At 71.4% G+C, this 21,945-nt stretch carries 20 protein-coding genes and 1 pseudogene; 10 read left to right on the top strand and 11 right to left on the bottom strand.

Translation table 11 applies throughout. From position 1 onward, the window contains the following. Window positions 1-87 precede the first annotated feature (87 nt). The gene (gene moaA / locus PV963_RS10215) at window positions 88-1,077 is read left to right on the top strand and encodes a GTP 3',8-cyclase MoaA (protein ID WP_274815328.1); all 990 of its coding nucleotides are present in this window, start codon (window positions 88-90) and stop codon (window positions 1,075-1,077) included. On the opposite strand, the gene PV963_RS10210 is transcribed toward moaA, so the two are convergent. Both PV963_RS10210 and PV963_RS10205 read right to left on the bottom strand, forming a co-directional pair. Continuing rightward, a complete protein-coding gene (locus tag PV963_RS10210) occupies window positions 1,074-1,292 on the bottom strand; it encodes a hypothetical protein (RefSeq protein WP_193506345.1) in 219 nt (72 codons plus the stop codon). The two genes, moaA and PV963_RS10210, sit on opposite strands and share 4 nt — an antisense overlap. A gap of 216 nt (window positions 1,293-1,508) precedes the next feature. Continuing rightward, window positions 1,509-1,904, bottom strand: a complete 396-nt coding sequence (locus PV963_RS10205; protein ID WP_274815327.1) for a DUF3099 domain-containing protein — start codon at window positions 1,902-1,904, stop codon at window positions 1,509-1,511. A gap of 243 nt (window positions 1,905-2,147) precedes the next feature. Between PV963_RS10205 and PV963_RS10200 the strand changes: the two genes are divergently transcribed. Next, entirely contained in the window at window positions 2,148-2,423 is a 276-nt protein-coding gene (locus PV963_RS10200; RefSeq protein WP_274815326.1) for a GlsB/YeaQ/YmgE family stress response membrane protein, read from the top strand. Window positions 2,424-2,503: 80 nt separating this feature from the next. Here PV963_RS10200 and tyrS read toward each other — a convergent pair whose 3' ends face one another. Genes tyrS through PV963_RS10185 form a run of 3 tightly spaced genes read right to left on the bottom strand, consistent with a single transcriptional unit; the run spans window position 2,504 to window position 6,743 of the window. After that, window positions 2,504-3,772: a tyrosine--tRNA ligase gene (tyrS, locus tag PV963_RS10195; RefSeq protein WP_274815325.1), complete on the bottom strand. Its 1,269-nt coding sequence runs from the start codon at window positions 3,770-3,772 to the stop codon at window positions 2,504-2,506. A 56-nt stretch (window positions 3,773-3,828) separates the two neighbouring features. Further along, window positions 3,829-5,223 carry a metallopeptidase TldD-related protein gene (locus tag PV963_RS10190; protein WP_274815324.1) on the bottom strand — a complete coding sequence of 465 codons (1,395 nt, stop codon included), beginning with the start codon at window positions 5,221-5,223 and terminating at the stop codon, window positions 3,829-3,831. After that, complete coding sequence (locus PV963_RS10185; RefSeq protein WP_274815323.1) at window positions 5,220-6,743, bottom strand: TldD/PmbA family protein; 1,524 nt, start codon at window positions 6,741-6,743, stop codon at window positions 5,220-5,222. The genes PV963_RS10190 and PV963_RS10185 overlap by 4 nt, the downstream gene beginning before the upstream one ends. A 272-nt stretch (window positions 6,744-7,015) precedes the next feature. On the opposite strand from PV963_RS10185, the gene fabG reads away from it, so the two are divergent. The 3 genes from fabG (at window position 7,016) to PV963_RS10170 (ending at window position 9,019) form a co-directional block, all read left to right on the top strand. Further along, a complete protein-coding gene (gene fabG, locus PV963_RS10180; protein WP_274815322.1) occupies window positions 7,016-7,735 on the top strand; it encodes a 3-oxoacyl-[acyl-carrier-protein] reductase in 720 nt (239 codons plus the stop codon). A 5-nt stretch (window positions 7,736-7,740) separates the two neighbouring features. Then, the gene (gene fabI / locus PV963_RS10175) at window positions 7,741-8,508 is read left to right on the top strand and encodes an enoyl-ACP reductase FabI (RefSeq protein WP_261679984.1); all 768 of its coding nucleotides are present in this window, start codon (window positions 7,741-7,743) and stop codon (window positions 8,506-8,508) included. A gap of 160 nt (window positions 8,509-8,668) precedes the next feature. Further along, window positions 8,669-9,019 carry a hypothetical protein gene (locus PV963_RS10170; RefSeq protein WP_274815321.1) on the top strand — a complete coding sequence of 117 codons (351 nt, stop codon included), beginning with the start codon at window positions 8,669-8,671 and terminating at the stop codon, window positions 9,017-9,019. Here PV963_RS10170 and PV963_RS10165 read toward each other — a convergent pair. Then, entirely contained in the window at window positions 8,997-9,689 is a 693-nt protein-coding gene (locus PV963_RS10165; RefSeq protein ID WP_274815320.1) for a FadR/GntR family transcriptional regulator, read from the bottom strand. The genes PV963_RS10170 and PV963_RS10165 overlap by 23 nt on opposite strands. 91 nt (window positions 9,690-9,780) lie before the next feature. Between PV963_RS10165 and PV963_RS10160 the strand changes: the two genes are divergently transcribed. The 4 genes from PV963_RS10160 (at window position 9,781) to PV963_RS10145 (ending at window position 12,445) form a co-directional block, all read left to right on the top strand. After that, a complete protein-coding gene (locus tag PV963_RS10160; protein WP_425540883.1) occupies window positions 9,781-11,304 on the top strand; it encodes an MFS transporter in 1,524 nt (507 codons plus the stop codon). A 65-nt stretch (window positions 11,305-11,369) separates the two neighbouring features. Beyond that, on the top strand, window positions 11,370-11,486 hold the full coding sequence (locus PV963_RS10155) for an SGM_5486 family transporter-associated protein (RefSeq protein ID WP_097215821.1): 117 nt from the start codon (window positions 11,370-11,372) through the stop codon (window positions 11,484-11,486). Between the two features lie 167 nt (window positions 11,487-11,653). Beyond that, window positions 11,654-11,860 (top strand): hypothetical protein, encoded by a 207-nt coding sequence (locus PV963_RS10150; RefSeq protein WP_274815318.1) that lies wholly within the window; start codon window positions 11,654-11,656, stop codon window positions 11,858-11,860. 66 nt (window positions 11,861-11,926) lie between these two features. Then, entirely contained in the window at window positions 11,927-12,445 is a 519-nt protein-coding gene (locus PV963_RS10145; protein WP_274815317.1) for a SixA phosphatase family protein, read from the top strand. A 75-nt stretch (window positions 12,446-12,520) separates the two neighbouring features. Here the strand turns inward: PV963_RS10145 and serB are convergent, their stop codons facing one another. Then, window positions 12,521-13,735: a phosphoserine phosphatase SerB gene (serB, locus tag PV963_RS10140; protein WP_274815316.1), complete on the bottom strand. Its 1,215-nt coding sequence runs from the start codon at window positions 13,733-13,735 to the stop codon at window positions 12,521-12,523. Window positions 13,736-13,869: 134 nt separating this feature from the next. Beyond that, window positions 13,870-16,001, bottom strand: a pseudogene (locus tag PV963_RS10135) (streptophobe family protein). Between the two features lie 242 nt (window positions 16,002-16,243). Between PV963_RS10135 and PV963_RS10130 the strand changes: the two are divergent. Next, window positions 16,244-18,805: an FHA domain-containing protein gene (locus PV963_RS10130; RefSeq protein WP_274815315.1), complete on the top strand. Its 2,562-nt coding sequence runs from the start codon at window positions 16,244-16,246 to the stop codon at window positions 18,803-18,805. A 104-nt stretch (window positions 18,806-18,909) separates the two neighbouring features. Here the strand turns inward: PV963_RS10130 and PV963_RS10125 are convergent, their stop codons facing one another. From PV963_RS10125 to PV963_RS10115, 3 genes are all read right to left on the bottom strand, one after another. Next, window positions 18,910-19,635: a transglycosylase SLT domain-containing protein gene (locus PV963_RS10125; protein WP_274815314.1), complete on the bottom strand. Its 726-nt coding sequence runs from the start codon at window positions 19,633-19,635 to the stop codon at window positions 18,910-18,912. 342 nt (window positions 19,636-19,977) lie between these two features. Next, a complete protein-coding gene (locus tag PV963_RS10120) occupies window positions 19,978-21,021 on the bottom strand; it encodes an S-adenosylmethionine:tRNA ribosyltransferase-isomerase (RefSeq protein WP_274815313.1) in 1,044 nt (347 codons plus the stop codon). Beyond that, window positions 21,018-21,716 carry an SDR family NAD(P)-dependent oxidoreductase gene (locus PV963_RS10115; protein ID WP_274815312.1) on the bottom strand — a complete coding sequence of 233 codons (699 nt, stop codon included), beginning with the start codon at window positions 21,714-21,716 and terminating at the stop codon, window positions 21,018-21,020. Before PV963_RS10115 ends, PV963_RS10120 begins: the two co-directional genes overlap by 4 nt. Between the last annotated feature and the right edge of the window lie 229 nt (window positions 21,717-21,945).

The following is a 21,945-nucleotide window of genomic DNA, read 5'->3' as shown; positions in this document are numbered from 1 at the left end:
GTGGTGATGTCAGTGGTGTCACGTAGGCTCGCAGGTGCCGGAGAATCAGGGCTCCGGGCACGATCCGCGTCGAGGGAGGGGGCCCACGTGCTCATCGACACCTACGGCCGAGTGGCCACCGACCTGAGGGTCTCGCTGACCGACCGGTGCAACCTGCGCTGCACGTACTGCATGCCCGAGGAGGGCCTGCAGTGGCTGGCCAAGCCGGACCTGCTCACGGACGACGAGATCGTCCGCCTGATCGACATCGCGGTCACGTCCCTCGGTATCGAGGAGGTCCGCTTCACCGGCGGCGAGCCCCTGCTGCGCCCCGGCCTGGTCGGCATCGTCGAGCGCGTCGCGGCCCTCGACCCGCGTCCTCAGATGTCCCTCACGACCAACGGCATCGGCCTCAAGCGCACGGCGGCGGCCCTGAAGGCGGCAGGCCTGGACCGGGTCAACGTCTCCCTGGACACACTCCGCCCGGACGTCTTCAAGACCCTCACCCGCCGCGACCGTCACAAGGACGTCATCGAGGGCCTGCACGCCGCACGCGACGCGGGCCTGACCCCGGTCAAGGTCAACTCGGTCCTGATGCCGGGCCTGAACGACGACGAGGCCCCCGACCTCCTGGCCTGGGCCGTGGAGCACGACTACGAGCTGCGCTTCATCGAGCAGATGCCCCTGGACGCCCAGCACGGCTGGAAGCGCGACGGCATGATCACCGCCGGGGACATCCTGACCTCCCTGCGCACGCGATTCGAGCTGACCGCCGAGGGCGACGAGGCACGCGGCTCGGCCCCGGCGGAGCGCTGGCTGGTCGACGGCGGCCCGCATGTCGTCGGCGTGATCGCCTCCGTCACCCGCCCGTTCTGCGCGGCCTGCGACCGCACCCGCCTCACGGCCGACGGACAGGTACGCACCTGCCTGTTCGCCCGCGAGGAGACCGACCTGCGCGCCGCACTCCGCTCGGACGCCCCGGACGAGGAGATCGCCCGTATCTGGCGGCTGGCCATGTGGGGCAAGAAGGCGGGAGCGGGCCTGGACGACCCGACGTTCGTCCAGCCGGACCGGCCCATGTCGGCGATCGGCGGCTAGGGGTTCTGCGAGGACTCCCACTCCTTCAGCAGGACCACGTCCTTCAAAAACCCCCGCACCCCGAGGAACTGCGACAAATGCTCGCGATGCTCCTCACAGGCCAGCCACGTCTTGCGCCGCTCCGGCGTATGGATCTTCGGGTTGTTCCACGCCAGCACCCACACGGCATCGGCACGGCAGCCCTTCGCGGAACAGATGGGCGTCTCGTCACTCACAGCTTCGTCTCACCACTGCACACAGAAAAGGCGACGCCGAGCAGCCACGGGGGGAGCTGCCCGGCGTCGGTCCGTCGCTCCGACGGGGGATGCGGAGCGCGTACGAAGTATGTCACGGGTAACCCCGAGCCCGGCACCTGAACAACATGATTGATCTGAGCTTTTCTTGAGCTTGGCGGGGCGATGACCTCCGTTTGCGATCGCCCGCGAGCGCCCCTACCGCTCCTGCGACTCGGTCCGCGCCCCCGGTACCGTCCCGGACACGGCGTCTTCCGCGACGGATTCCGCGGGGCCGTCCTGCGTCCCCGACGGCGCGATCATCGGCCGCGCCGGCGGCACCACGAACGTCGACGGCAAAGACGGCGCGTTCTCACGCCCGGCGTTCGCGATCACCACCGCGATGTACGGCAGCACCAGCCCGAGCACCAAGGCCACGACGGCGACGTGCCGTTCGACGTTCCACAACGTGGCCGCGAGGATCACGGAGATCGTGCGGACCGTCATAGAGATCACGTACCGGCGCTGCCGCCCGCGGACGTCGTCCTGAAGTCCGGCCCGGGCGCCGGTGATCCGGAAAACCTCGGCGTGTCCGCCGCCATGCCGCTTCCGCATCGCATTCCACCATCCGCCCGTATCGGATCTCCCCGCCCCGTAGCCGCCCTGGGCCGGCCGGGGAACCTGGCCAGGACAGCTTCCACGTTACGCCGCGCCTGCGCCGGCTACGAGACCGGGGCCGGTCCGGCCCGGGCGAACAGCCTGAGCCGAGCGGCGTACGGCCATCCCCGGCATGCGGCGTAGGGCACCTGGGCCGACACTGGGCGTAGTGCTCACGTCGAGCCGTACGAGGAGGCAGCGATGGGCTGGTTGTGGGCGATCATCGTGGGACTGGTACTCGGTCTGCTCGCCAAGGCGATCATTCCGGGCAAGCAGCACGTCCCCCTGTGGCTGACCGTCATTCTGGGCATGCTCGGCGCCATCGGCGGCAACGCCGTCGCCCGGGCGGCCGGTGTGGACGCCACCTCGGGCATCGACTGGTGGCGGCACGTGTTCCAACTGGCGGCCGCGATCATCCTCGTCGCCATCGGCGACCGGGCGTACACGGCGGTCCGGGGCAAGAAACGAAGGGCATGACACACACGGCGAGAAGGGCATGACACACACGGCGAAGGGGGCGGCCTCCGTCACCGGAGACCACCCCCTCCCTCGCGCCCTCAGGCGCCGGTGACCTCCACCGCCGCCAGGTTCTTCTTGCCCCGGCGCAGCACCAGCCAGCGGCCGTGCAGCAGGTCCTCCTTGGCGGGGACCGCGTCCTCGCCGGCGACCTTGACGTTGTTCACGTAGGCGCCGCCCTCCTTGACCGTGCGGCGCGCGGCCGACTTGCTGGCCACCAGGCCGACCTCCGCGAACAGGTCGACGACCGGGCCGAGCTCGGCGACCTGGATGTGCGGCACCTCCGACAGGGCCGCGGCCAGCGTCCGCTCGTCGAGCTCCGCCAGTTCGCCCTGCCCGAAGAGGGCCTTGGACGCGGCGATCACGGCGGCCGTCTGGTCGGCGCCGTGCACCAGCGTCGTCAGCTCCTCGGCCAGCGCCCGCTGCGCGGCACGGGCCTGCGGACGCTCCTCGGTCTGCTTCTCCAGCTCCTCCAGCTCCGCGCGGGAACGGAAGGACAGGATGCGCATGTACTTGGAGACGTCCCGGTCGTCCACGTTCAGCCAGAACTGGTAGAACGCGTACGGCGTCGTCATCTCCGGGTCGAGCCAGACGGCGCCGCCCTCGGTCTTGCCGAACTTGGTGCCGTCCGCCTTGGTCATCAGCGGTGTCGCCATGGCGTGCACCGTGGCGTCCGGCTCCAGCCGGTGGATCAGGTCCAGGCCCGCCGTGAGATTGCCCCACTGGTCGCTGCCGCCCTGCTGGAGCGTGCAGCCGTACCTCCGGTACAGCTGGAGGAAGTCCATGCCCTGGAGGATCTGGTAGCTGAACTCCGTGTAGCTGATGCCCTCGGAGGACTCCAGGCGCCGGGCGACGGAGTCCTTGGTCAGCATCTTGTTGACGCGGAAGTGCTTGCCGATGTCCCGCAGGAACTCGATCGCGGAGAGGTTCTGAGTCCAGTCGAGGTTGTTGACCATGACGGCCGCGTTCTCGCCCTCGAAGTCCAGGAACGGCTCGATCTGGGAGCGCAGCTTGCCGACCCAGCCGGCGACCGTCTCCGGGTCGTTCAGCGTGCGCTCCGCGGTCGGACGCGGGTCGCCGATCAGGCCCGTGGCACCGCCGACCAGCGCCAGCGGCCGGTGACCGGCCTGCTGGAGCCGGCGCACGGTCAGCACCTGCACCAGGTGCCCCACGTGCAGCGACGGCGCCGTCGGGTCGAAGCCGCAATAGAACGTGACGGGACCGTCCGCGAGCGCCTTGCGCAAAGCGTCCTCGTCAGTGGACAGGGCGAACAGCCCGCGCCACTTCAGCTCGTCGACGATGTCCGTCACGGTTCTCGTGTCTCCTCGATGATCTTCGGGCAGTCGGGTGACAGCCGACTACGAGGTTATACGCCCTGACTGACAGAGCTCATATTGAAATCCGGGACCCGCAGCGCCGGCATCGCCGCCCTGGTGAACCAGTCGCTCCACTCCCTGGGCAGCGTCTTCTCCGTCCGCCCGGCCTCGGTGGCCCGCCCCAGCAGCCCCACCGGCGACTCGTTGAACCGGAAGTTGTTCACCTCGCCGGTGACCTCGCCGTTCTCGACCAGGTAGACGCCGTCCCGGGTCAGACCGGTGAGCAGCAGCGTCGCCGGATCGACCTCCCGGATGTACCACAGGCAGGTGAGCAGCAGCCCCCGCTCGGTGCTCGCGACCATCTCCTCCAGCGAGCGGTCCTCGCCCCCGTCCAGGATCAGGTTGTCGATCCCAGGGGCGACCGGCAGCCCGGTCAGGCCCGCGCTGTGCCTGCTGGTCGTCAGGTGCCGCAGCTCGCCCCGGCTCATCCACTCGGTGCCCGCGAGCGGCAGCCCGTTGTCGAACACCGACTGGTCGCCCCCGGAGGAGTGGGCGATCACGAAGGGCGCCGACTCCAGGCCGGGCTCGTTCGGGTCGCTGCGCAGCGTCAGCGGCAGGTCGGTCAGCTTCTCGCCGACCCGCGTACCGCCGCCCGGCTTGGAGAACACCGTGCGGCCCTCCACCGCGTCCCGGCCCGACGCCGACCACATGTGGTAGATCAGCAGGTCCGCGACGGCCGTCGGCGGCAGCAGCGTCTCGTACCGGCCCGCGGGCAGCTCAACGCGCCGCTCGGCCCACCCGAGGCGCACGGCCAGCTCCGCGTCCAGCGCCGCCGGGTCGACGTCCTTGAAGTCCCGCGTGGAGCGGCCGGCCCAGGCGGACCGGGTGCGGTCCGGGGACTTGGCGTTCAGTTCCAGCGTCCCGTTCGGCTGGTCGTGCCGCAGCCGCAGCCCCGTGGACGTCCCCATGTACGTCGAGACCAGTTCGTGGTTGGCGAAGCCGTACAGCTCCCGGCCGCCCGCACGCGCGCGTGCGAAGGCCTCGCCGAGCGCCGGAGCGAAGTCGGCGAACACGGCGGAGGAGGTCTCGGCGGGCGCCTCCATGAACTCCGGCGCCTGCGCGACGCCCGTGACCAGCGGCTGCGCGTCCTCGGCGGGCCCGGCGCCGCGCGCGGCGGCCTCGGCGGCCCGCACCAGGGGCTCCAGCTCGTCGGCCGTCACGGCGGACCGTGACACGACCCCCGAGGCCGTGCCCTCCTTGCCGTCGACGGTGGCGATCACGGTGAGCGTGCGCCCGCGCGTGACGCCGTTCGTGGTCAGGGCGTTGCCCGCCCAGCGCAGGTTGGCGGTGGACTGCTCGTCCGCGATGACGACACAGCCGTCCGCCCGGGACAGTTCCAGGGCGCGCTCGACGACCTCGTGCGGCTTGCTGGTTCGCGCGCTCATCGACCGGCCTCCTGGGTCGTGTTGAGGATGTTGACGCCCTTGAAGAGGGCCGACGGGCAGCCGTGCGACACGGCCGCGACCTGGCCCGGCTGGGCCTTGCCGCAGTTGAAGGCGCCGCCCAGGACGTAGGTCTGCGGGCCGCCGACGGCGGCCATCGAGCCCCAGAAGTCGGTCGTCGTCGCCTGGTAGGCCACGTCCCGCAGCTGCCCGGCGAGCCGCCCGTTCTCGATCCGGTAGAAGCGCTGACCCGTGAATTGGAAGTTGTACCTCTGCATGTCGATCGACCAGGACCGGTCGCCGACGACGTAGATGCCCCGTTCGACGCCGCCGATCAGGTCCTCGGTGGACATCCCCGCCGGGTCCGGCAGCAACGACACGTTGGCCATGCGCTGCACCGGCACGTGCCCGGGGGAGTCGGCGTAGGCGCATCCGTTGGACCGCTCGAAGCCGGTCAGCCTCGCGATCCGCCGGTCCAGCTGGTAGCCGACGAGCGCGCCGTCCTTCACCAGGTCCCAGGACTGCGCCTCGACGCCCTCGTCGTCGTACCCGATGGTGGCGAGCCCGTGCTCGGCGGTGCGGTCGCCGGTGACGTTCATCAGCTCCGAGCCGTAGCGCAGCCTGTTCAGCTGGTCGAAGGTGGCGAAGGAGGTGCCGGCGTAGGCCGCCTCGTAGCCGAGGGCCCGGTCCAGCTCGGTGGCGTGCCCGATGGACTCGTGGATGGTCAGCCACAGGTTCGACGGGTCGACGACCAGGTCGTACAGGCCCGCCTCGACGCTCGGCGCGCGCATCTTCTCTGCGAGCAGGTCGGGGAGCTGCTCCAGCTCGCTCTCCCAGTCCCAGCCGGTGCCCCGCAGGTACTCCCAGCCGCGTCCCACGGGCGGCGCGAGGGTGCGCATCGAGTCGAACTCGCCGCTCGACTCGTCCACCGACACGGCGTTGAACACCGGGTGCAGCCGCACCCGCTGCTGCGTGGTCACGGTCCCGGCGGTGTCGGCGTAGAACTTGTTCTCATGGACGGTGAGCAGCGAGGCGTCGACATGGTCGACCCCGTCGGCCGCCAGCAGCCGCGCGCTCCACTCCGCGATCAGCCCGGCCTTCTCCTCGTCGGGCACGGTGAACGGATCGATCTCGTACGACGAGACCCACGTCTTCTCGGCGTGCACCGGCTCGTCGGCCAGCTCCACCCGCTCGTCCGACCCGGCCGCCTTGATCACCTGCGCGGACAGCCTGGCCATCGCCACCGCCTGCCCGGCGACCTTGGCGGCGCCGTCCAGGCTGAGGTCGACACCGGACGCGAAACCCCACGTACCGCCGTGCACGACGCGCACCGCGTACCCGAGGTCGGTGGTGTCCGAGGACCCGGCGGGCTTGGCGTCCCGGAACCGCCAGGAGGCGCCTCGCACCCGCTCGAACCGGAAGTCCGCGTGCTCGGCGCCCAGCGCACGCGCGCGTGCGAGGGCCGCGTCGGCGAGGGCGCGTAGGGGGAGGGCCGTGAAGGCCTCGTCGATGGTATGAGGCACCGCCGTCTCTTTCTGTCGAGGTGACCGTGGTTGCCGTACGTCGTGACTGCTCCGATCATGTCGTCTCAGCCCGCGCGGGGGCCACGAGTTTCCCGACCCGGACGCGTAGCTTTCTGTAGGGACCCGACAGTGAGTCCCGTACGCCACTGTCGGTGCCCGATTGTCCGCGGACGTGTCCGGACCGATAGGTTTTCGAGGAAGCCGCCTGTCATCGCCGCCTGTCGTCCAGGCGCCCGGGCGGAGTATCAGACCGCTACCGAAAGGGTGATCCGTTGAGCCGCTCGGTTCTCGTCACCGGAGGCAACCGGGGCATCGGCCTCGCCATCGCCCGTGCTTTCGCCGATGCCGGCGACAAGGTCGCCATCACGTACCGCTCGGGTGAGCCGCCGGCCGCCCTGACGGAATTGGGCTGCCTCGCCGTCAAGTGCGACATCACCGACGCCGAGCAGGTGGAGCAGGCCTACAAGGAGATCGAGGAGGCCCACGGCCCCGTCGAGGTCCTGATCGCCAACGCCGGCGTCACCAAGGACCAGCTCCTGATGCGCATGTCCGAGGACGACTTCACGTCCGTCCTCGACACCAACCTCACCGGCACCTTCCGTGTGGTCAAGCGCGCCAACCGCGGCATGCTGCGCGCCAAGAAGGGCCGCGTCGTCCTGATCTCGTCGGTCGTCGGGCTGCTCGGCTCCGCGGGGCAGGCCAACTACGCCGCCTCCAAGGCCGGCCTCGTCGGCTTCGCACGCTCCCTCGCCCGGGAGCTGGGCTCGCGGAACATCACCTTCAACGTCGTCGCGCCCGGCTTCGTGGACACCGACATGACCAAGGTGCTCACCGACGAGCAGCGCGCCGGCATCGTGTCGCAGGTGCCGCTCGGCCGGTACGCGCAGCCGGAGGAGATCGCCGCGACGGTGCGGTTCCTCGCCTCGGACGACGCCTCGTACATCACTGGAGCCGTCATCCCCGTTGACGGCGGACTGGGAATGGGTCACTGATCACCATGAGCGGAATTCTCGAGGGCAAGCGCGTCCTGATCACCGGTGTGCTGACGGAGGCCTCCATCGCCTTCCACACCGCCAAGCTGGCCCAGGAGCAGGGCGCCGAGGTCATCCTCACGGCGTTCCCGCGGCCCACGCTGACCGAGCGCATCGCCAAGAAGCTCCCCAAGCCCGTCAAGGTCATCGAGCTCGACGTGACCAACGACGAGCACCTCGGGCGCCTGGCCGACATCGTCGGCGAGGAGCTCGGCGGCCTCGACGGTGTCGTGCACTCCATCGGCTTCGCCCCGCAGGACGCCCTCGGCGGCAACTTCCTGAACACGCCGTTCGAGTCGGTCGCCACGGCCATGCACGTCTCGGCGTACTCCCTGAAGTCGCTGACCATGGCATGCCTGCCGCTGATGCAGAACGGCGGCTCGGTCGTCGGTCTGACGTTCGACGCGCAGTTCGCCTGGCCGCAGTACGACTGGATGGGCCCGGCCAAGGCCGCCCTGGAGGCGACCAGCCGCTACATGGCCCGTGACCTGGGCAAGCAGAACATCCGCTGCAACCTGGTCTCGGCCGGCCCGCTAGGTTCCATGGCCGCGAAGTCCATCCCGGGCTTCGGCGAGCTGGCGTCCGTGTGGGACTCCCGCTCCCCGCTGGAGTGGGACCTGAAGGACCCCGAGCCGGCCGGCCGCGGCGTCGTCGCACTGCTGAGCGACTGGTTCCCGAAGACCACCGGCGAGATCATCCACGTGGACGGCGGTCTGCACGCCATCGGAGCCTGATCTCCGTACGCCGTAGGCGCCCCGTTTCCCGCAGCGCGCGGGGAGCGGGGCGTCACCCGTTCGGCTCATCCGGCCGGGCGGGCGAGGCTCACAACCGGGCACCCTGGAGTACGCGTTCACCACGCGATCCCCTCCCCAGTACGGCCGAGGAGGTCCCCTTGTGCGCTTGTCCCGCCGAACGGCCTCACTGTCCCTCGCCGTCGCTCTCGTGATGACCCTGGCCTACGAGGCGGTGCCCCACGCGCGCGTGCCCGCCGACGAGCAGGAGCCGGCGGAGCCGTTCGGCGCCGAGTGCCGGACCCGCGTCACCGGCTCCCGCGTGACCGCGTACTGCCACAACCCCTACCCGGAGACCGACCGCGTGAGCCTGCACGTCGAGTGCGCCCGCTGGTGGGACATCGACACCGACAGCTCCCCGGTGGAGGCCGGGCCCGCACAGACCGTGCGGCTGACGGGACGTTGCTGGAAGGAGGTCGGCGAGGTGTGGATCAGTCACCGGCGGACGAGCTGATCCCGCCCAGTCGGCACAGGAACGGATAGCGGGCGGCCTCCTCCGCCGCCTGCGCCGCGTCGCCCGCGCGGATCGCGTCGAGCAGCCGCCCGTGGTCCATGTACGTCTCCGGCGTCAGCTCCTCGCCGACGTCCTCGCGCAGCCAGTCCCGCAGCACCTCGCCCAGGTCCGCGTACATGGCCGTCATCACGTCGTTGTGGGAGGCGGACACCACGGCCAGGTGGAAGGTCGCGTCCGCGGTCACGAACGCCTCCGCGTCACCCGACTCCCAGGCCTCCTCACGCCGCAGCAGCAGCGCGTCGAGCTGCTTGAGGTCCTTCTCCGTACGCCGCTGAGCGGCCAGCCTCGCGGCGGACGACTCCAGCGTGGAGCGCAGCTCGGCGATGTGCCGGGGATCGGCACCGGCGAACCGCCGCTGCATCACCCCCGCCAGCTCACTCGTCGCCACGACATACGTGCCGGAGCCCTGGCGGATGTCCAGCAGGCCGTTGTGCGCGAGCGCGCGGACGGCCTCGCGGACCGTGTTGCGGGCGACACCCAGCTGCTCGACCAGTTCGGGCTCGGTCGGGATGCGCGAGCCGACCGGCCACTCGCCGGAGGTGATCTGGGACCGAAGGGCGGCGATGACCTGCTCGGAGAGCGCCGAACGTCGGGGATGGCTCAGGGGCATGGCACACCTTCGCACGACCGGGGCGCCGCAGGGCAGCCGGGGATGAGACGGACTGGACAGTAAATCATCCCATGATTCTATGATGGGCCCCATGGCTAGCGAGGAAACCCGGACGATGACGCCCCCGACCGTACGCAGCTCGGCCGCGCACGAGGCCCGGGAACCCGGCGGTACGTCCACGCGCGCGTGGACGACGCGGTTGCTCGTCCTCGGCATCGTGCTGTCCGCGCTGAACCTCCGTCCCGCCATCACCAGCCTCGGCGCCCTCCTGGAGGAGGTCCGCGACGGGCTCGGCATGAGCGGCAGCGTGGCCGGGCTGCTCACCTCCGTGCCGCCGCTGTGTTTCGCCGTCTTCGGCGTCATGGCCCCGCGGCTCGCCCGCCGCTTCGGAGCCGGCGCCGTGGTGTGCGCCGGCATGGCCGCCATCGCCGCCGGCCTGGCGATCCGGCCGTACGCCGGCGGCACGGCCGGCTTCCTGGCCGCCACCGCCCTCGCCCTCATGGGCATCGCGGTCAGCAACGTCCTGATGCCGGTCATCGTCAAGCACTGGTTCCCCGACCGCGTCGGCTCCATGACCGGCCTGTACTCCATGGCACTCGCCCTGGGCACCGCCCTCGCCGCGGCGGTCACGGTGCCCCTGACCGACGCCCTGGGCGGCAGCTGGCAGTCGGGCCTGGCCCTGTGGTCCGGGCTGGCCGTGGCGGCGGTCCTGCCGTGGCTGCCGTTCGTACGGGGCCGTGCGACGGGTACGGCGGCGTCCGGGCCAGGGGGACGGACCGGAGTCGCGGCCGGGTCGGGGGAGCTGAGCCGGGGCGAGGAGACCGGGCCGGGAGAGCGAACGTGGAGGACGGAGACCGGGGCGGAGGAGCGGACCGCGGGCACGGATACCGGGCTGGGGGAGCGGTCCGGAGTCGCGGCCGGGCCCGGGAAGCGGGCCGTGGGCCCGGAGGGCGACGGCGACCGGTCGGCGCGGGATCGGGAGACGCCGGACTCGGCTCCCACCGGATCCGCCCCCGGGGAGGCTCCGCGGCTACGGATCACCGGGAGCCGTACCGCCTGGGCCCTGGCCGTCTTCTTCGGGCTCCAGGCCACCGCCGCCTACATCACCATGGGCTGGATGGCGCAGATCTTCCGGGACGCGGGTGTGCCCGCCGGCACCGCGGGGCTGCTGCTCGCGGTCACCATGGTGATGGGCGTGCCCCTGGCCTTCGTCATACCGCGTCTGGCCACGCGGCTGCCGCAGCAGGGCCCGATCGTGCTCGCCCTGGGCGTCTGCGGCCTCGCCGGCTACGCCGGGCTGTACCTCGCGCCGGCCGCCGGCGCCTGGGCCTGGGCCGTGCTGCTCGGCGTCGCCAACTGTGCCTTCCCGCTCGCCCTCACCATGGTCGGCATGCGGGCCAGGACCGGCCCGGGCGTGGCCCAGCTGTCGGCGTTCGCACAGAGTACCGGTTACCTGATCTCCATCCCGGGTCCGCTCCTGGTGGGCGTCCTCTACCAGCACAGCGGCGGCTGGGGCCTGCCGATCGCGCTGATGAGCGCCCTGATGATCCCGCAGATGGCGGTCGGATTCCTGGCGGGCCGGGACCGCACGGTGGAGGACGAGGCGGCCCGCTGAGCCCGGCCCCGGGGGCTTGGGGCCCCCGGGCGTCAGGCGCCCGGGGCGGGTGCGAGACTTGCCCCATGCCAGTGCTCGACCCGAATCCCCAGCACGGTCAGAAGAAGATGCTGCTCGTGTTCGGCGCCTTCTTCGCGATCTTCATCGTCATCGCCGTCATCGCGACCATCGCCTCGCCATGACCGGCCCTCGCCCGGCCCATGGTGGGGTTAGCCCCCCTGTCCCCTAGGGGGCGAGGCTCAGGGTCGAGTGGGTGGATCACCGGATGGGTTGGCGGCCGCTGATTCCGTAACTTCGAGATGTGACCGCGAGACGCGGGCCACGGACCATTCGAAGAGCGGAGGCACCCATGCCGGCTCCTACGCACACCCGGCCCCACCCTGCGACCCGGGCCGGCGCAGACAGCCGGCTGCCCTGGTGGGCCCTCGCCCTGCCCACGCTCGCCTTCGTCGCGCTGCTCGTGCTGATCCTGAACCCGTCCGACGCCCAGGCGGCCACCGGTGATCCCGTGATCACCCACCTCTTCGAGCGGGTCCAGCAGCTGATAGCCCGCTGAGGCACGGCCGAAGCCGGTGGTCAACTCCCTGCGCCCCATGGCCTGTTTCGTGCGAAGCTGGATCTTATGAGCGTCGCAGAATCCCGCAGGATTGTCCTCTTCCGCCATGCGAAAGCCGACTGGCCACAGGTGAGCGATCATGAGCGTCCGCTCGCTGACCGGGGCCGAAAAGAAGCGGCGGAGGCCGGGCGCAGGCTGGCCGACACCGGCATCCCCTTCGACCTGGCCCTGTGCTCCACCGCGGTCCGGACCCGGGAGACCTGGAAGCTCGCCGTCCAGGAGTTCCCGCAGCGGCCGAAAACCATCTACGAGGAGCGGATCTACGAGGCCTCGCCGGGCGAACTGATCGCCGTGCTCAACGAGACCCCCGACGACGCGCAGAACGTCCTCGTGGTCGGCCACAACCCGGCCGTCCAGGGCCTCGCCGACATCCTGGCGGGCACGGCCGAGGGCGACGCCCGCGACCGGATGAGCCGCCGCGGCTTCCCGGCCGCCGCCTTCGCCATTGTGTCCTTCACCGGCTCGTGGAAGAGCCTGGAGCCGGGCGTGGCCACGCTGCTGGACTACTGGGCGCCGACCGAGTGACCGACTCCGCGTGACCGGAGCCCGGCACCGGTGCGGTGCCGGGCTCTCCTGGCCGGCTCAGGCCGCGTCGCAGCTTCAGGCCGTGTCGAGGGTGTCCGCCGCCTCGACCTCTTCGCGCGTGATGCCCAGCAGGTACAGCACGGTGTCCAGGAAGGGGAAGTTCACCGCGGTGTGCGCGGCCTGGCGCACCACCGGCTTGGCGTTGAAGGCGACGCCCAGACCGGCCGCGTTCAGCATGTCCAGGTCGTTGGCGCCGTCACCGATCGCCACGGTCTGCGACAGCGGCACGCCCGCCTCGGCGGCGAACCGGCGCAGCAGCCGGGCCTTGCCGGCCCGGTCGACGATCTCGCCCGTGACCTTGCCCGTCAGCTTCCCGTCGACGATCTCCAGCGTGTTGGCCTGGGCGAAGTCCAGCCCGAGCCGTTCCTTGAGATCGTCGGTGACCTGGGTGAAACCGCCGGATACGACGCCGACTTGGTAGCCGAGCCGCTTCAGCGTACGGATCAGGGTGCGGGCGCCCGGCGTCAGCCGCACCTCGCTGCGCACCTTGTCCACGACCGAGGCGTCGAGCCCCTCCAGCAGCGCCACGCGCGCGTGCAGGGACTGCTCGAAGTCCAGCTCACCGCGCATCGCGGCCGCCGTCACCTCGGCGACCTGGTCCTCGCAGCCGGCGTGCGCGGCGAACAGCTCGATGACCTCGTCCTGGATGAGCGTCGAGTCGACGTCCATGACGACCAGGCGCTGCGCGCGCCGGTACAGACCGGCGGCGACGACCGCCACGTCGATGCCGAGCTTCGCAGCGTCGGGCGCCAGGGCGGTGCGCAGCGGCTCGGTCTCCACGCCGGACACGGCGAACTCGACGGCGGTCACGGGGTACTTGGCGAGCCGGAAGATACGGTCGATGTTGCCGCCGGTCTTCGTGATCCGCGCGGCGACCGCAGCCGTCGCCTCGGCGGTGAGCGGGTGCCCGAGCACGGTGACCAGGGAGCGGCCCAGCCCGCGCGGCCGGTTGTCGCCGAGGCCGGAGATGATCTCCGCCTGCATCTTCATCGACTCGGCCCAGCTGTGGACGGTCGCCCGCAGATCGCCCTCGAGCCCCTGGGGCGGCTCGGTCACGAGCGCGCACAGCACCATTCGGCCACGGGTGACGACCTGCTCGATGTCGACGACGTCGACGGAGTAGGCGGCGAGGGTGTCGAAGAGGCCGGCCGTGATGCCCGGGCTGTCCTTGCCGAAGATCTTGACAAGGAGGGTGGGGACGTCGGAGGACGAGGTCTGCGAAGCGCTCATGGTGGTTCCACCGTATCCGGCAGGCAGGTCGTACCGCCCGTGAGGTCCGTCTGGCGGACAGCGAACAGTAGGTGTCGCGCGGGTGGCGCGAACCTTGCGTCCCTCGGGGATCGCGTCCCCGGCCCCGCGGGGACTTACTTCCCGCCAGGCGGTTTCCGCGGCGGCGGGGGAGGAGGTGGCGGGGGAGGCAGCGGCCCGTCGTCCGGCCGGGCCGGCGGCCGGTTCCCACCCTTCGGGCCGGGCGGCTGCCGGGGGCCACGCGGCGGCGGCCCGACCGGCCGCGCCACCGTGGGCGCGCCGTACACGTCACCGTCCCGGTGCGCAGCCGGGTCACTGCCCGAGCGGGCTTCGTGCGGTGGCCTGGGCTCGCCGGGGCGTGGGGCCTCGCCCGGCGGCCGCCGACTCTCCCCTCGTTGCCGATCCTCACCGGCCTGCCGGCCGCGCCCCAGCGGTCCATCGGACGGCCCTGCCTCTCCGAGAGGTCGCGCGTCCTCCGGTTCCCCCAGCTCGTCCGGCATCCGGAGGTACGGATTGGTGGCCGGGTTCGGCGGCCGGTACGGCACTCCGGGCGCGTAAGGCCCGCCTTCCTCCCCGTACGACGACGCCCGCCCGGCGCGAGCCCCGCCCCAGCCCCTGGACCGCCCGGCGCCGGCGTCGTGTCCGGCCTGGCCCGTGGCGGCCCCTGGCCCTGCTTGCCCGGCGGTGGCGTCGTATCCGGCCTGGCCCGTACCGACCCCCTGCCCGTACCCAGCCCACCCAGCCTCCGACCGGCTCCCCGCTCCACCAGCCCCAGACACACCGGCCCCAGACACACCAGCCCCAGACACACCGCCCCTCGCCACCCCATCCCCCGAGCCAACGCCGTCGCCGACCGCCCCGCCGCCCCGCTCGCCCACGCGAGCAACGCCCCCACCGTCCCGGCCCCAGCACCCCACACCGCACCCAGCAACAAGGCCATGCCGAGGTGCCCGTGCAGTTCGATGCCCGCGCCGAACGCGTCGAAGCCGAGCACGGACAGGGAGGCGGTCACGGACACGTCCGTCAGCCAGACGAGCAGCGGCAGGGCGAGCGCGGTCGCGACCCCCAGCCGCAGCGCACACCGCCCCGCGAAACCGAGGGCACCCGAACCCCGTACGGCCCCAGGACCAGGCCCCCCTGACACGCCGCCCACCGGCGTCCGTGCCGCCGTCAACACCCCCGCCGACAGCATCAACAGCGCCGCCGCCACGCCCAGCAGCCACACCCGCCCGTCCAGCTCGGCCAGCCGCCCCAGCGTCACCGGCTGGTCGGAGCGGACCGCGAGCAGGTCGTCCAGGGGGTCAGGCAGGAGACGGGTCAGTTCACCCGTCGCCCGGCCGTCCCACGGCACGAGCAGGCCGATCGGAACGCCCAGCCACACCCCGTTCGGCGCCCCGAGCAGCGCCGCGCCGGCGATGCGCCGGGGATGGTCGTCACCGGTCGCCGCGTACGCCACCGCGGCGAGCCCCGCCGCCACCGCCACCAGCAGCACGGTCACCACCGCGGAAACGGCGGGCCGCACGACCCGGTGCACGGCCTCCCAGCCCCGCGGCAGCGGTGTGCGGCGCGAGGCCAGCAGGGCGATGAGGAGGACCCCGGCCGACCAGCCGAGCCCGCCGAGCAGAGTGGGCGCGGTGTCGACCGTGAAGCCGACCGCCGCCTGCGCGTCGACCAGGTCGCCGATGCGGTCCGGCAGCAGCCCGCCGATGTCCCCGACGTCCCCGAGCCCGGGGATCTCCACGCCGCCGCCCCCGGTCAGGTCGTCGAGGCCGAGCGCGCCGCCGTCGATCGTGATGACGTCGTGCCCCGCCCAGGCCAGCCCGCCCAGCATCGCGAGGAACAGCGCGACCACCGCGCCCGCACGCGCGAGGAGTTCGGCCGGTGATATCACAACTCCCGCCGCCCGCAAGGACCGTAGGAAGAAGTACGACAGCAGCACCGCCCCGACCAGGCTCACCCCCAGTGGCGTGATCTCGATGGCCGTGTCCGCCTCCGCGCCCGTCAGACCGAACGCCGACACATCACCGGCGGGCGTGACCGAACCACCCGCCCCAAGTGCCACCACCGCCGCGGTCATCGGCCCCAACGAGCCCGCCGCGTCCGCCTCCAGCAGCCGCAGGCCCAGCGCCGCCGTACCCGCCATCCCGATCAACGCCCAGCTCACGGCGACGACGGCGGACATCAGCACGTCCCCCCACGGCACATGCGCGCCGTCCCTCGCCGTCTCGACACCTGTACCGGCACCCATGGCAGACCCCCCGATCCGCTACGCGGCGGGAACACCGCGCATGCCCCCCTCGCGTCGAAATACCACTCTCCGGCCCGTTTTCAACCCCGTCAACGTAATCCGCTGATGCGTCCGTACGCGGTCTTCACAAGGCCCGACTTTCAGTCAGGCGACCGCTCCTGAAATAGTTCCACCCGATGTTCGACATCCCTAGACTCCCCATGTCGGGGGATAACTCGGGGGACAACTCAGTGGGGCATGGAGTGCCGGAACTCGTACTGGAATCAAACGGACGTACCTGGACGCTCGATCCGTCCAGGGCATACACCCTCGGACGTGATCCGCAGGGGGACGTCGTCTTCGACGACGCCAGGGTCTCCTGGCGTCACGCCACGGTCAGCTTCAACGGCCGCAGTTGGGTCATCGAGGACCACGGCAGCACCAACGGCACGTTCGTGCAGGGGCAGCGCATCCATCAGATGGAGCTCGGCCCGGGATCGGCGGTGCATCTGGGCAACGCGACCGACGGGCCGCGCCTGAACCTCTCCGGCGCCGCCGCCTCCGTCGCCACGCCGCAGGCCCATCCCCAGCAGCAGCCGTACGCCGCGCAGGGCGCGAGCCCCGGCTGGGCCCAGCAGGCGCCCGCCCAGCAGGCGCCGTACCAGCAGGCGCCCCACCAGCAGCCCCAGGCCCCGCAGCAGCAGGCCCAGGCCGGCTGGCAGCAGCCGCAGCAGCAGCCCGCGGCGCACATCCCGCCGCAGCAGGGCCCCGGCGGCGTCGCGGGGGCGCCGCCGGTCTACGGCGACCGCAGCCCGACCACGTTCCACCAGTTCTCCCTCGGCCGCGTGATGCGCATCGGCCGTGCCCTGGAGAACGAACTGGTCGTCTCCGACCTCCAGGTCTCCCGGCACCACGCCGAGTTCCACTCGACGCCCGACGGCCGCATGGAGATCCGCGACCTGGGCTCGCACAACGGCACGTACGTCAACGGCCAGCCGATCCCCAAGGGCGGCACGCAGCTGCTCGGCCCGACCGACGTCGTCGGCGTCGGCCACTCGACGTTCCGGATCGTCGGCGACCGACTGGAGGAGTTCGTCGACACCGGTGAGGTGTCCTTCTCCGCCCGCCACCTGACCGTCACGGTCGACGGCGGCAAGCAGATCCTCAAGGACGTCTCCTTCGGCGTCCCCGAGAAGTCGCTGATCGCGGTCATCGGCCCGTCCGGTTCCGGCAAGTCCACGCTGCTGAAGGCGCTCACGGGGTACCGGCCCGCCGACCAGGGCGAAGTCCTCTACGACAACCGCAACCTCTACAAGCAGTTCGCCGAGCTGCGCCAGCGCATCGGTCTGGTCCCGCAGGACGACATCCTGCACAAGGAACTGACCGTCAAGAAGGCCCTCAAGTACGCGGCCAAGCTCCGCTTCCCGGCCGACACCACGGCCGCCGAGCGCGACGCCCGTATCGACGAGGTGCTGCGCGAGCTGAAGCTGGACATCCACAAGGAGAAGAAGGTCACCTCCCTCTCCGGTGGCCAGCGCAAGCGCGTCTCCGTGGCCCTGGAGCTGCTCACCAAGCCGTCGCTGATCTTCCTGGACGAGCCGACCTCCGGCCTCGACCCGGGCATGGACCGCGACGTCATGCAGCTGCTGCGCGGCCTGGCGGACGACGGCCGTACGGTCCTCGTCGTCACCCACTCAGTGGCCGAGCTGGCGCTGTGCGACAAGCTGCTGGTGATGGCGCCCGGCGGCGCGGTGGCGTACTTCGGCCCGCCGGAGGAGGCGCTGAACTTCTTCGGCTACGACACCTGGGCCGATGTCTTCTCCGCCTTCGAGAACTACCGCGACTACGACTGGGCGGGCCGCTGGAAGGGCTCGCAGCACTACCAGATGTACGCCGCGGACATCGACGCCGTAGCGCCGCAGTCCGTACAGGTTGCGCCGATGCAGGCGATGAAGCCGCCGAAGCCGCAGGGCTGGATGTCCCAGTTCGTCACGCTGGTGCGGCGCTACGTCTCGGTGATCGTGTCCGACAGGGGCTTCCTGGCCCTGATGGTGATCCTGCCGGCCGTGCTCGGCGCGGTGAGCCTGCTCATCGACGCGGACCGGGGCCTGCTGCCCAACCCGCCCAACCCGCAGACCGGCCGCATCATCCCGAACGGCACGGCCACCACGGTCCTGCTGATCCTCGCGGTCGGTGCCTGCTTCGCGGGCGCGGCGAACTCGGTCCGCGAGCTGATCAAGGAACGGGTCATCTACGAGCGGGAGCGCGCGACCGGCCTGTCGCGCTCGGCGTATCTGATGTCGAAGGTGTTCGTGCTCGGCATGATCACCGTGCTGCAGGGCCTGCTGGTCGGCGTCATCGGCTTCTCCAGCCGGGAGATCCCCGAGGAGGGCCTGGTCTTCGGCAGCGCCACGCTGCTGGAGCTGTCCGTGCCGATCATGGCCCTCGGCTTCACCTCGATGATGTTCGGCCTGATCATCTCGTCGCTGGTGAAGACCGCCGAGAAGACCATGCCGCTGCTGGTGATGTTCGCCATCATCCAGGTCGTCTTCACGGGCTGCCTGTTCACGCTGCACGGCTCGATCGGCGTCAACCAGTTCTCGTTCCTGATGCCGTCGCGCTGGGCGGTCGCCGCCTCCGGTGCCACGCTGGACTTCAACAAGATCAGCCCGCCCGAGACGGCCGGCGACACCGACCCGCTGTGGGAGCACACGGTCGGGGCCTGGGCCATGGACATGGGCGCGCTCCTCGCCCTCGGCGTGATCTGCGGATTCTTCGTGGCCCGCTTCCTGCGCCGTCACGAGCCCGAGGTCATGCGCAAGTAGTCGTGCGCGAGTAGTCACGCTTCACGACGCCCGAAGGGCGGCACTCCGTCAGGAGAGTGCCGCCCTTCGGCGTTCGGTCCAGCGAGCAGAGGTCCGCGCCGGCCTCAGTACGCGCCGAAGACGTTGTCCATGGAGCCGTACTTGTCGGCCGCGTAGTTGCAGGCGGCGGTGATGTTGGCGACCGGGTTGTAGATGTCCCAGGAGGTGCCGGGGACGTGGTAGGCCTTGAAGGTCGGCGGGATGACCTGGAGCAGGCCCTTCGACGGGACGCCGTTGATGGCGTTGATGTCCCAGTTGTTGATCGCCTTCGGGTTACCCGAGGACTCCCGGATGATGTTGCGCTTGATGCCGTCGTAGGAGCCGGGGATGCCGTGCTTCTTCATGACGTCGAGCGACTCGCGGATCCAGCCGTCGAGGTTGTTCGGGTAGGTCTTCGCGGCCTTCTTGACCTCGGCGCGCTTGGCGTCCCGGCTCGCGGCCTCCTTGGCCTTGCGCGCGGCCTCGGCCTTCTTCTTCGCCGCCTCGGCGGCGGCCTTCTTCTTGGCGGCGGCAGCGGCGTCGGCCTTCTTCTTCGCCGCGATCTGCTCCGCCTTCACCGTGGCACTGGCCATCTGGTCGGTGACGCTGGCCTTGACGTCCTTGATCTGCTCGGTGCTGAACGCCACCGCAACCGGCTGAGCGGCCTCGGTCGTGGTCTTGGTCGACGCACCGCTCGGCACCGCGGACAAACCGATGGCGGCGGCGCCGAGGGTGGCGACACCCGCCATGGCGATCTTGTGGTGACGGGTCAGGGTACGACTACGGCCACGGCTGAAGATGTTCTTGGGCATGGTGGTGTGGACCTCTTCGAATAGCGCGGGAGTCGCTCGGCGTCCGGCGTTGGACGGGTGTGTTTCCGACACGAACGCCGCGGGGGAGAACCCACGGCGCTGAGCGACGCCAGCAATTCTTAGCGGCCGCAAAATGGCGTGGCAAAGGTGTGACGTACGATGCCCGATAGTGGATCAGGGAGGGGCAAATCGGTGCAGATTGGAGTGTATGCGCCGCTCAAAAGGTGGGGGTTTGTCTCCTACGCCCTTTCGTACGTGACGTGCGTCCTATGCGCGGGCTCACACCCGGCGGCATACGTTCTCACCACGCGTTGCACAAGCGATGCTCTGTGTGAGGGGCCTTCACGGCAGGACGAGGTGCACGTCCCCGAACTCGTGCCACAGGTAGCGGTCCTGGAGCGCAGCCCCGTAGCCACGCTCGATCGCCTCCCGCCCCGCGACCGCCTCCAGCATCAGCAGATGCGAGGCCTCCGGCGCGTGCAGCCCGGTCAGCAGCCCGTCCACCACCCGCACCCCACGCTCCGGTGTGACGACGAGATCCGTCCACCCCGCACGCCCGTGTACGACCCCGTCGCCGCCCACCGCCGACTCCACGGCCCGCACCGCCGTCGTCCCGACCGCCACGACCCGGCCTCCACCGGCCTTCGCGGCGTTGATCAGCCGCGCCGACGCCTCGGGCACCACGAAGCGCTCCGGATACGGCGGCTCGTGCGCCTCCGCCGACGCCACGCCCGCGTGCAGCGTGACCGGCGCGAACTGCACCCCCCGGCTCACCAGCACCGTCACCAGCCGCGCCGTGAAGGGCCGCGCCGCACTCGGCATCTCCGCACTGCCCGCCCCGTCCACAGACGGCACCGCGAACACCGTCTGGTAGACGGACAGCGGCTGGTCCCGCTCCGTGTAGGCGTAGCGAATGGGCCGCCCGTGCTCCCGCAGCAGCCCCGGCACCCCGGGCCCGGACACCCGGGCCCACCACAGTCGCTCGCTCCGCCCACTCAGCGGCTGGTCCAGAACCAGCCGTACACCCCCGGGCAGGCCCACCTCCGTACCCACGGGCCCTCCCGCACGCGCGCGCGTGGTGCCCCGCCCGTCCGGCTCCCGCAGCTCCACCGCCCAGCGGCCGTCGTCGCCGCGCGTGGAGAAATGCACCACCACGCGCGCGTGCCCGATCCACCCGTCCACGGCCGCCGCCAGTGTGGCGGAGGTGTTGATCACGAGCAGATCCCCGGCCCGCAGCAGCCGCGGCAGCTCCGTGAACGTGTGATGCGCCACCTCGACGCCCCTGGACACCAGCATCCGCACGGCGTCCCGGTCCAGCCCGGGCCCGCGCTGCTCGACCGGCACCCGGGCCGACAACTCCGCCGGTATCCGCACGGCCGGCGTCATCGGACCCCGTCCACCAGAGCCCGAGCCCCGTACCGCCCGCTCGCCGGCCGCTCGTCCAGCAGCCGCAGGAACCCCGGCACCGCAGTCGCCGGCTCCGGCCGCGGATCGGGATCGTCCGGTACGGCCGCCGCGTACAGGTCCGTGGCCATGTCCCCGGGATCCACCGCCCAGACCCGCAGCCCCGGCTCCTCCACGGCGAGCACCGCCACCAGATGGTCCAGCGCCGCCTTGGAGGCCCCGTAGCCGCCCCAGGTCTCGTACGCCTCGGCGGCCGCGTCCGAACTGACCGCCACGACGCTGCCCGCCCGCGAGGCCCGCAGCAGCGGCAGCGCCTCCTGGACCAGGCCCAGCCCGGCCACCAGGTTCACCTCCAGCGCCCGCCGCAGCCCCTCCAGGGGCAACTCCTCCAGCCGCACCAGCGGCTCGGCGCCCAGCGCGCTCGCGTTGTGCACCAGCAGGTCGACGCCGCCGAGCCGCCAAGCCGCCGACACCAGTGCCGCTCGGTGCGCGGCGTCCGTGACGTCCCCGGGCAGGGCGGTCACGCGCGTGCCGTGCGCGGAGACGGCCTCTGCCGCTTCCGTCAGGGCCTCGGCGCCCCTGGCGTCGAGCACCAGGTCCCAGCCCCGCCCGGCCAGGGCCTGCGCGAGAGCCCGGCCCAGGCCCTTCGAGGCCCCCGTGATGATCGCAACCGGCATGATCGGCTCCCTCGTCGTGATCGTGCACTCAACGTAGGAACGGGACCACCCCGATCGCCTCGGACGCGGGCCGCAGATCACCGGGTCCCTTCGCCCTACGCCCCCGGCCCGCCCCCGGGTCCTACGCCCCGCCGGCCGATCCCATCCGCCCCGCGACCTAGGTCCACCGGACCGGGCGCCCACCGCCACCGGTCCGAGCCGCGCTGTCACAGCCCGCCGGTACCGTGAG

Origin of the sequence: Streptomyces coeruleorubidus (assembly GCF_028885415.1) — a bacterium.
GTDB lineage: Bacteria > Actinomycetota > Actinomycetes > Streptomycetales > Streptomycetaceae > Streptomyces > Streptomyces coeruleorubidus_A.
Note: the sequence above shows the minus strand (reverse complement) of the source record. Positions and strands in the feature narration are given on the sequence as shown.

Coding starts and splice junctions, on each gene's coding strand:
- PV963_RS10145 (WP_274815317.1), top strand. CDS start 11,927: ATGAGCGTCGCAGAATCCCGCAGGATTGTCCTCTTCCGCCATGCGAAA.
- PV963_RS10190 (WP_274815324.1), bottom strand. CDS start 5,223: ATGAGCGCGCGAACCAGCAAGCCGCACGAGGTCGTCGAGCGCGCCCTG.
- PV963_RS10115 (WP_274815312.1), bottom strand. CDS start 21,716: ATGCCGGTTGCGATCATCACGGGGGCCTCGAAGGGCCTGGGCCGGGCT.
- PV963_RS10160 (WP_425540883.1), top strand. CDS start 9,781: ATGGCTAGCGAGGAAACCCGGACGATGACGCCCCCGACCGTACGCAGC.
- PV963_RS10205 (WP_274815327.1), bottom strand. CDS start 1,904: ATGCGGAAGCGGCATGGCGGCGGACACGCCGAGGTTTTCCGGATCACC.
- serB (WP_274815316.1), bottom strand. CDS start 13,735: ATGAGCGCTTCGCAGACCTCGTCCTCCGACGTCCCCACCCTCCTTGTC.
- PV963_RS10200 (WP_274815326.1), top strand. CDS start 2,148: ATGGGCTGGTTGTGGGCGATCATCGTGGGACTGGTACTCGGTCTGCTC.
- PV963_RS10120 (WP_274815313.1), bottom strand. CDS start 21,021: ATGACGCCGGCCGTGCGGATACCGGCGGAGTTGTCGGCCCGGGTGCCG.
- PV963_RS10125 (WP_274815314.1), bottom strand. CDS start 19,635: ATGCCCAAGAACATCTTCAGCCGTGGCCGTAGTCGTACCCTGACCCGT.
- PV963_RS10150 (WP_274815318.1), top strand. CDS start 11,654: ATGCCGGCTCCTACGCACACCCGGCCCCACCCTGCGACCCGGGCCGGC.
- fabI (WP_261679984.1), top strand. CDS start 7,741: ATGAGCGGAATTCTCGAGGGCAAGCGCGTCCTGATCACCGGTGTGCTG.
- PV963_RS10165 (WP_274815320.1), bottom strand. CDS start 9,689: ATGCCCCTGAGCCATCCCCGACGTTCGGCGCTCTCCGAGCAGGTCATC.
- PV963_RS10155 (WP_097215821.1), top strand. CDS start 11,370: ATGCCAGTGCTCGACCCGAATCCCCAGCACGGTCAGAAGAAGATGCTG.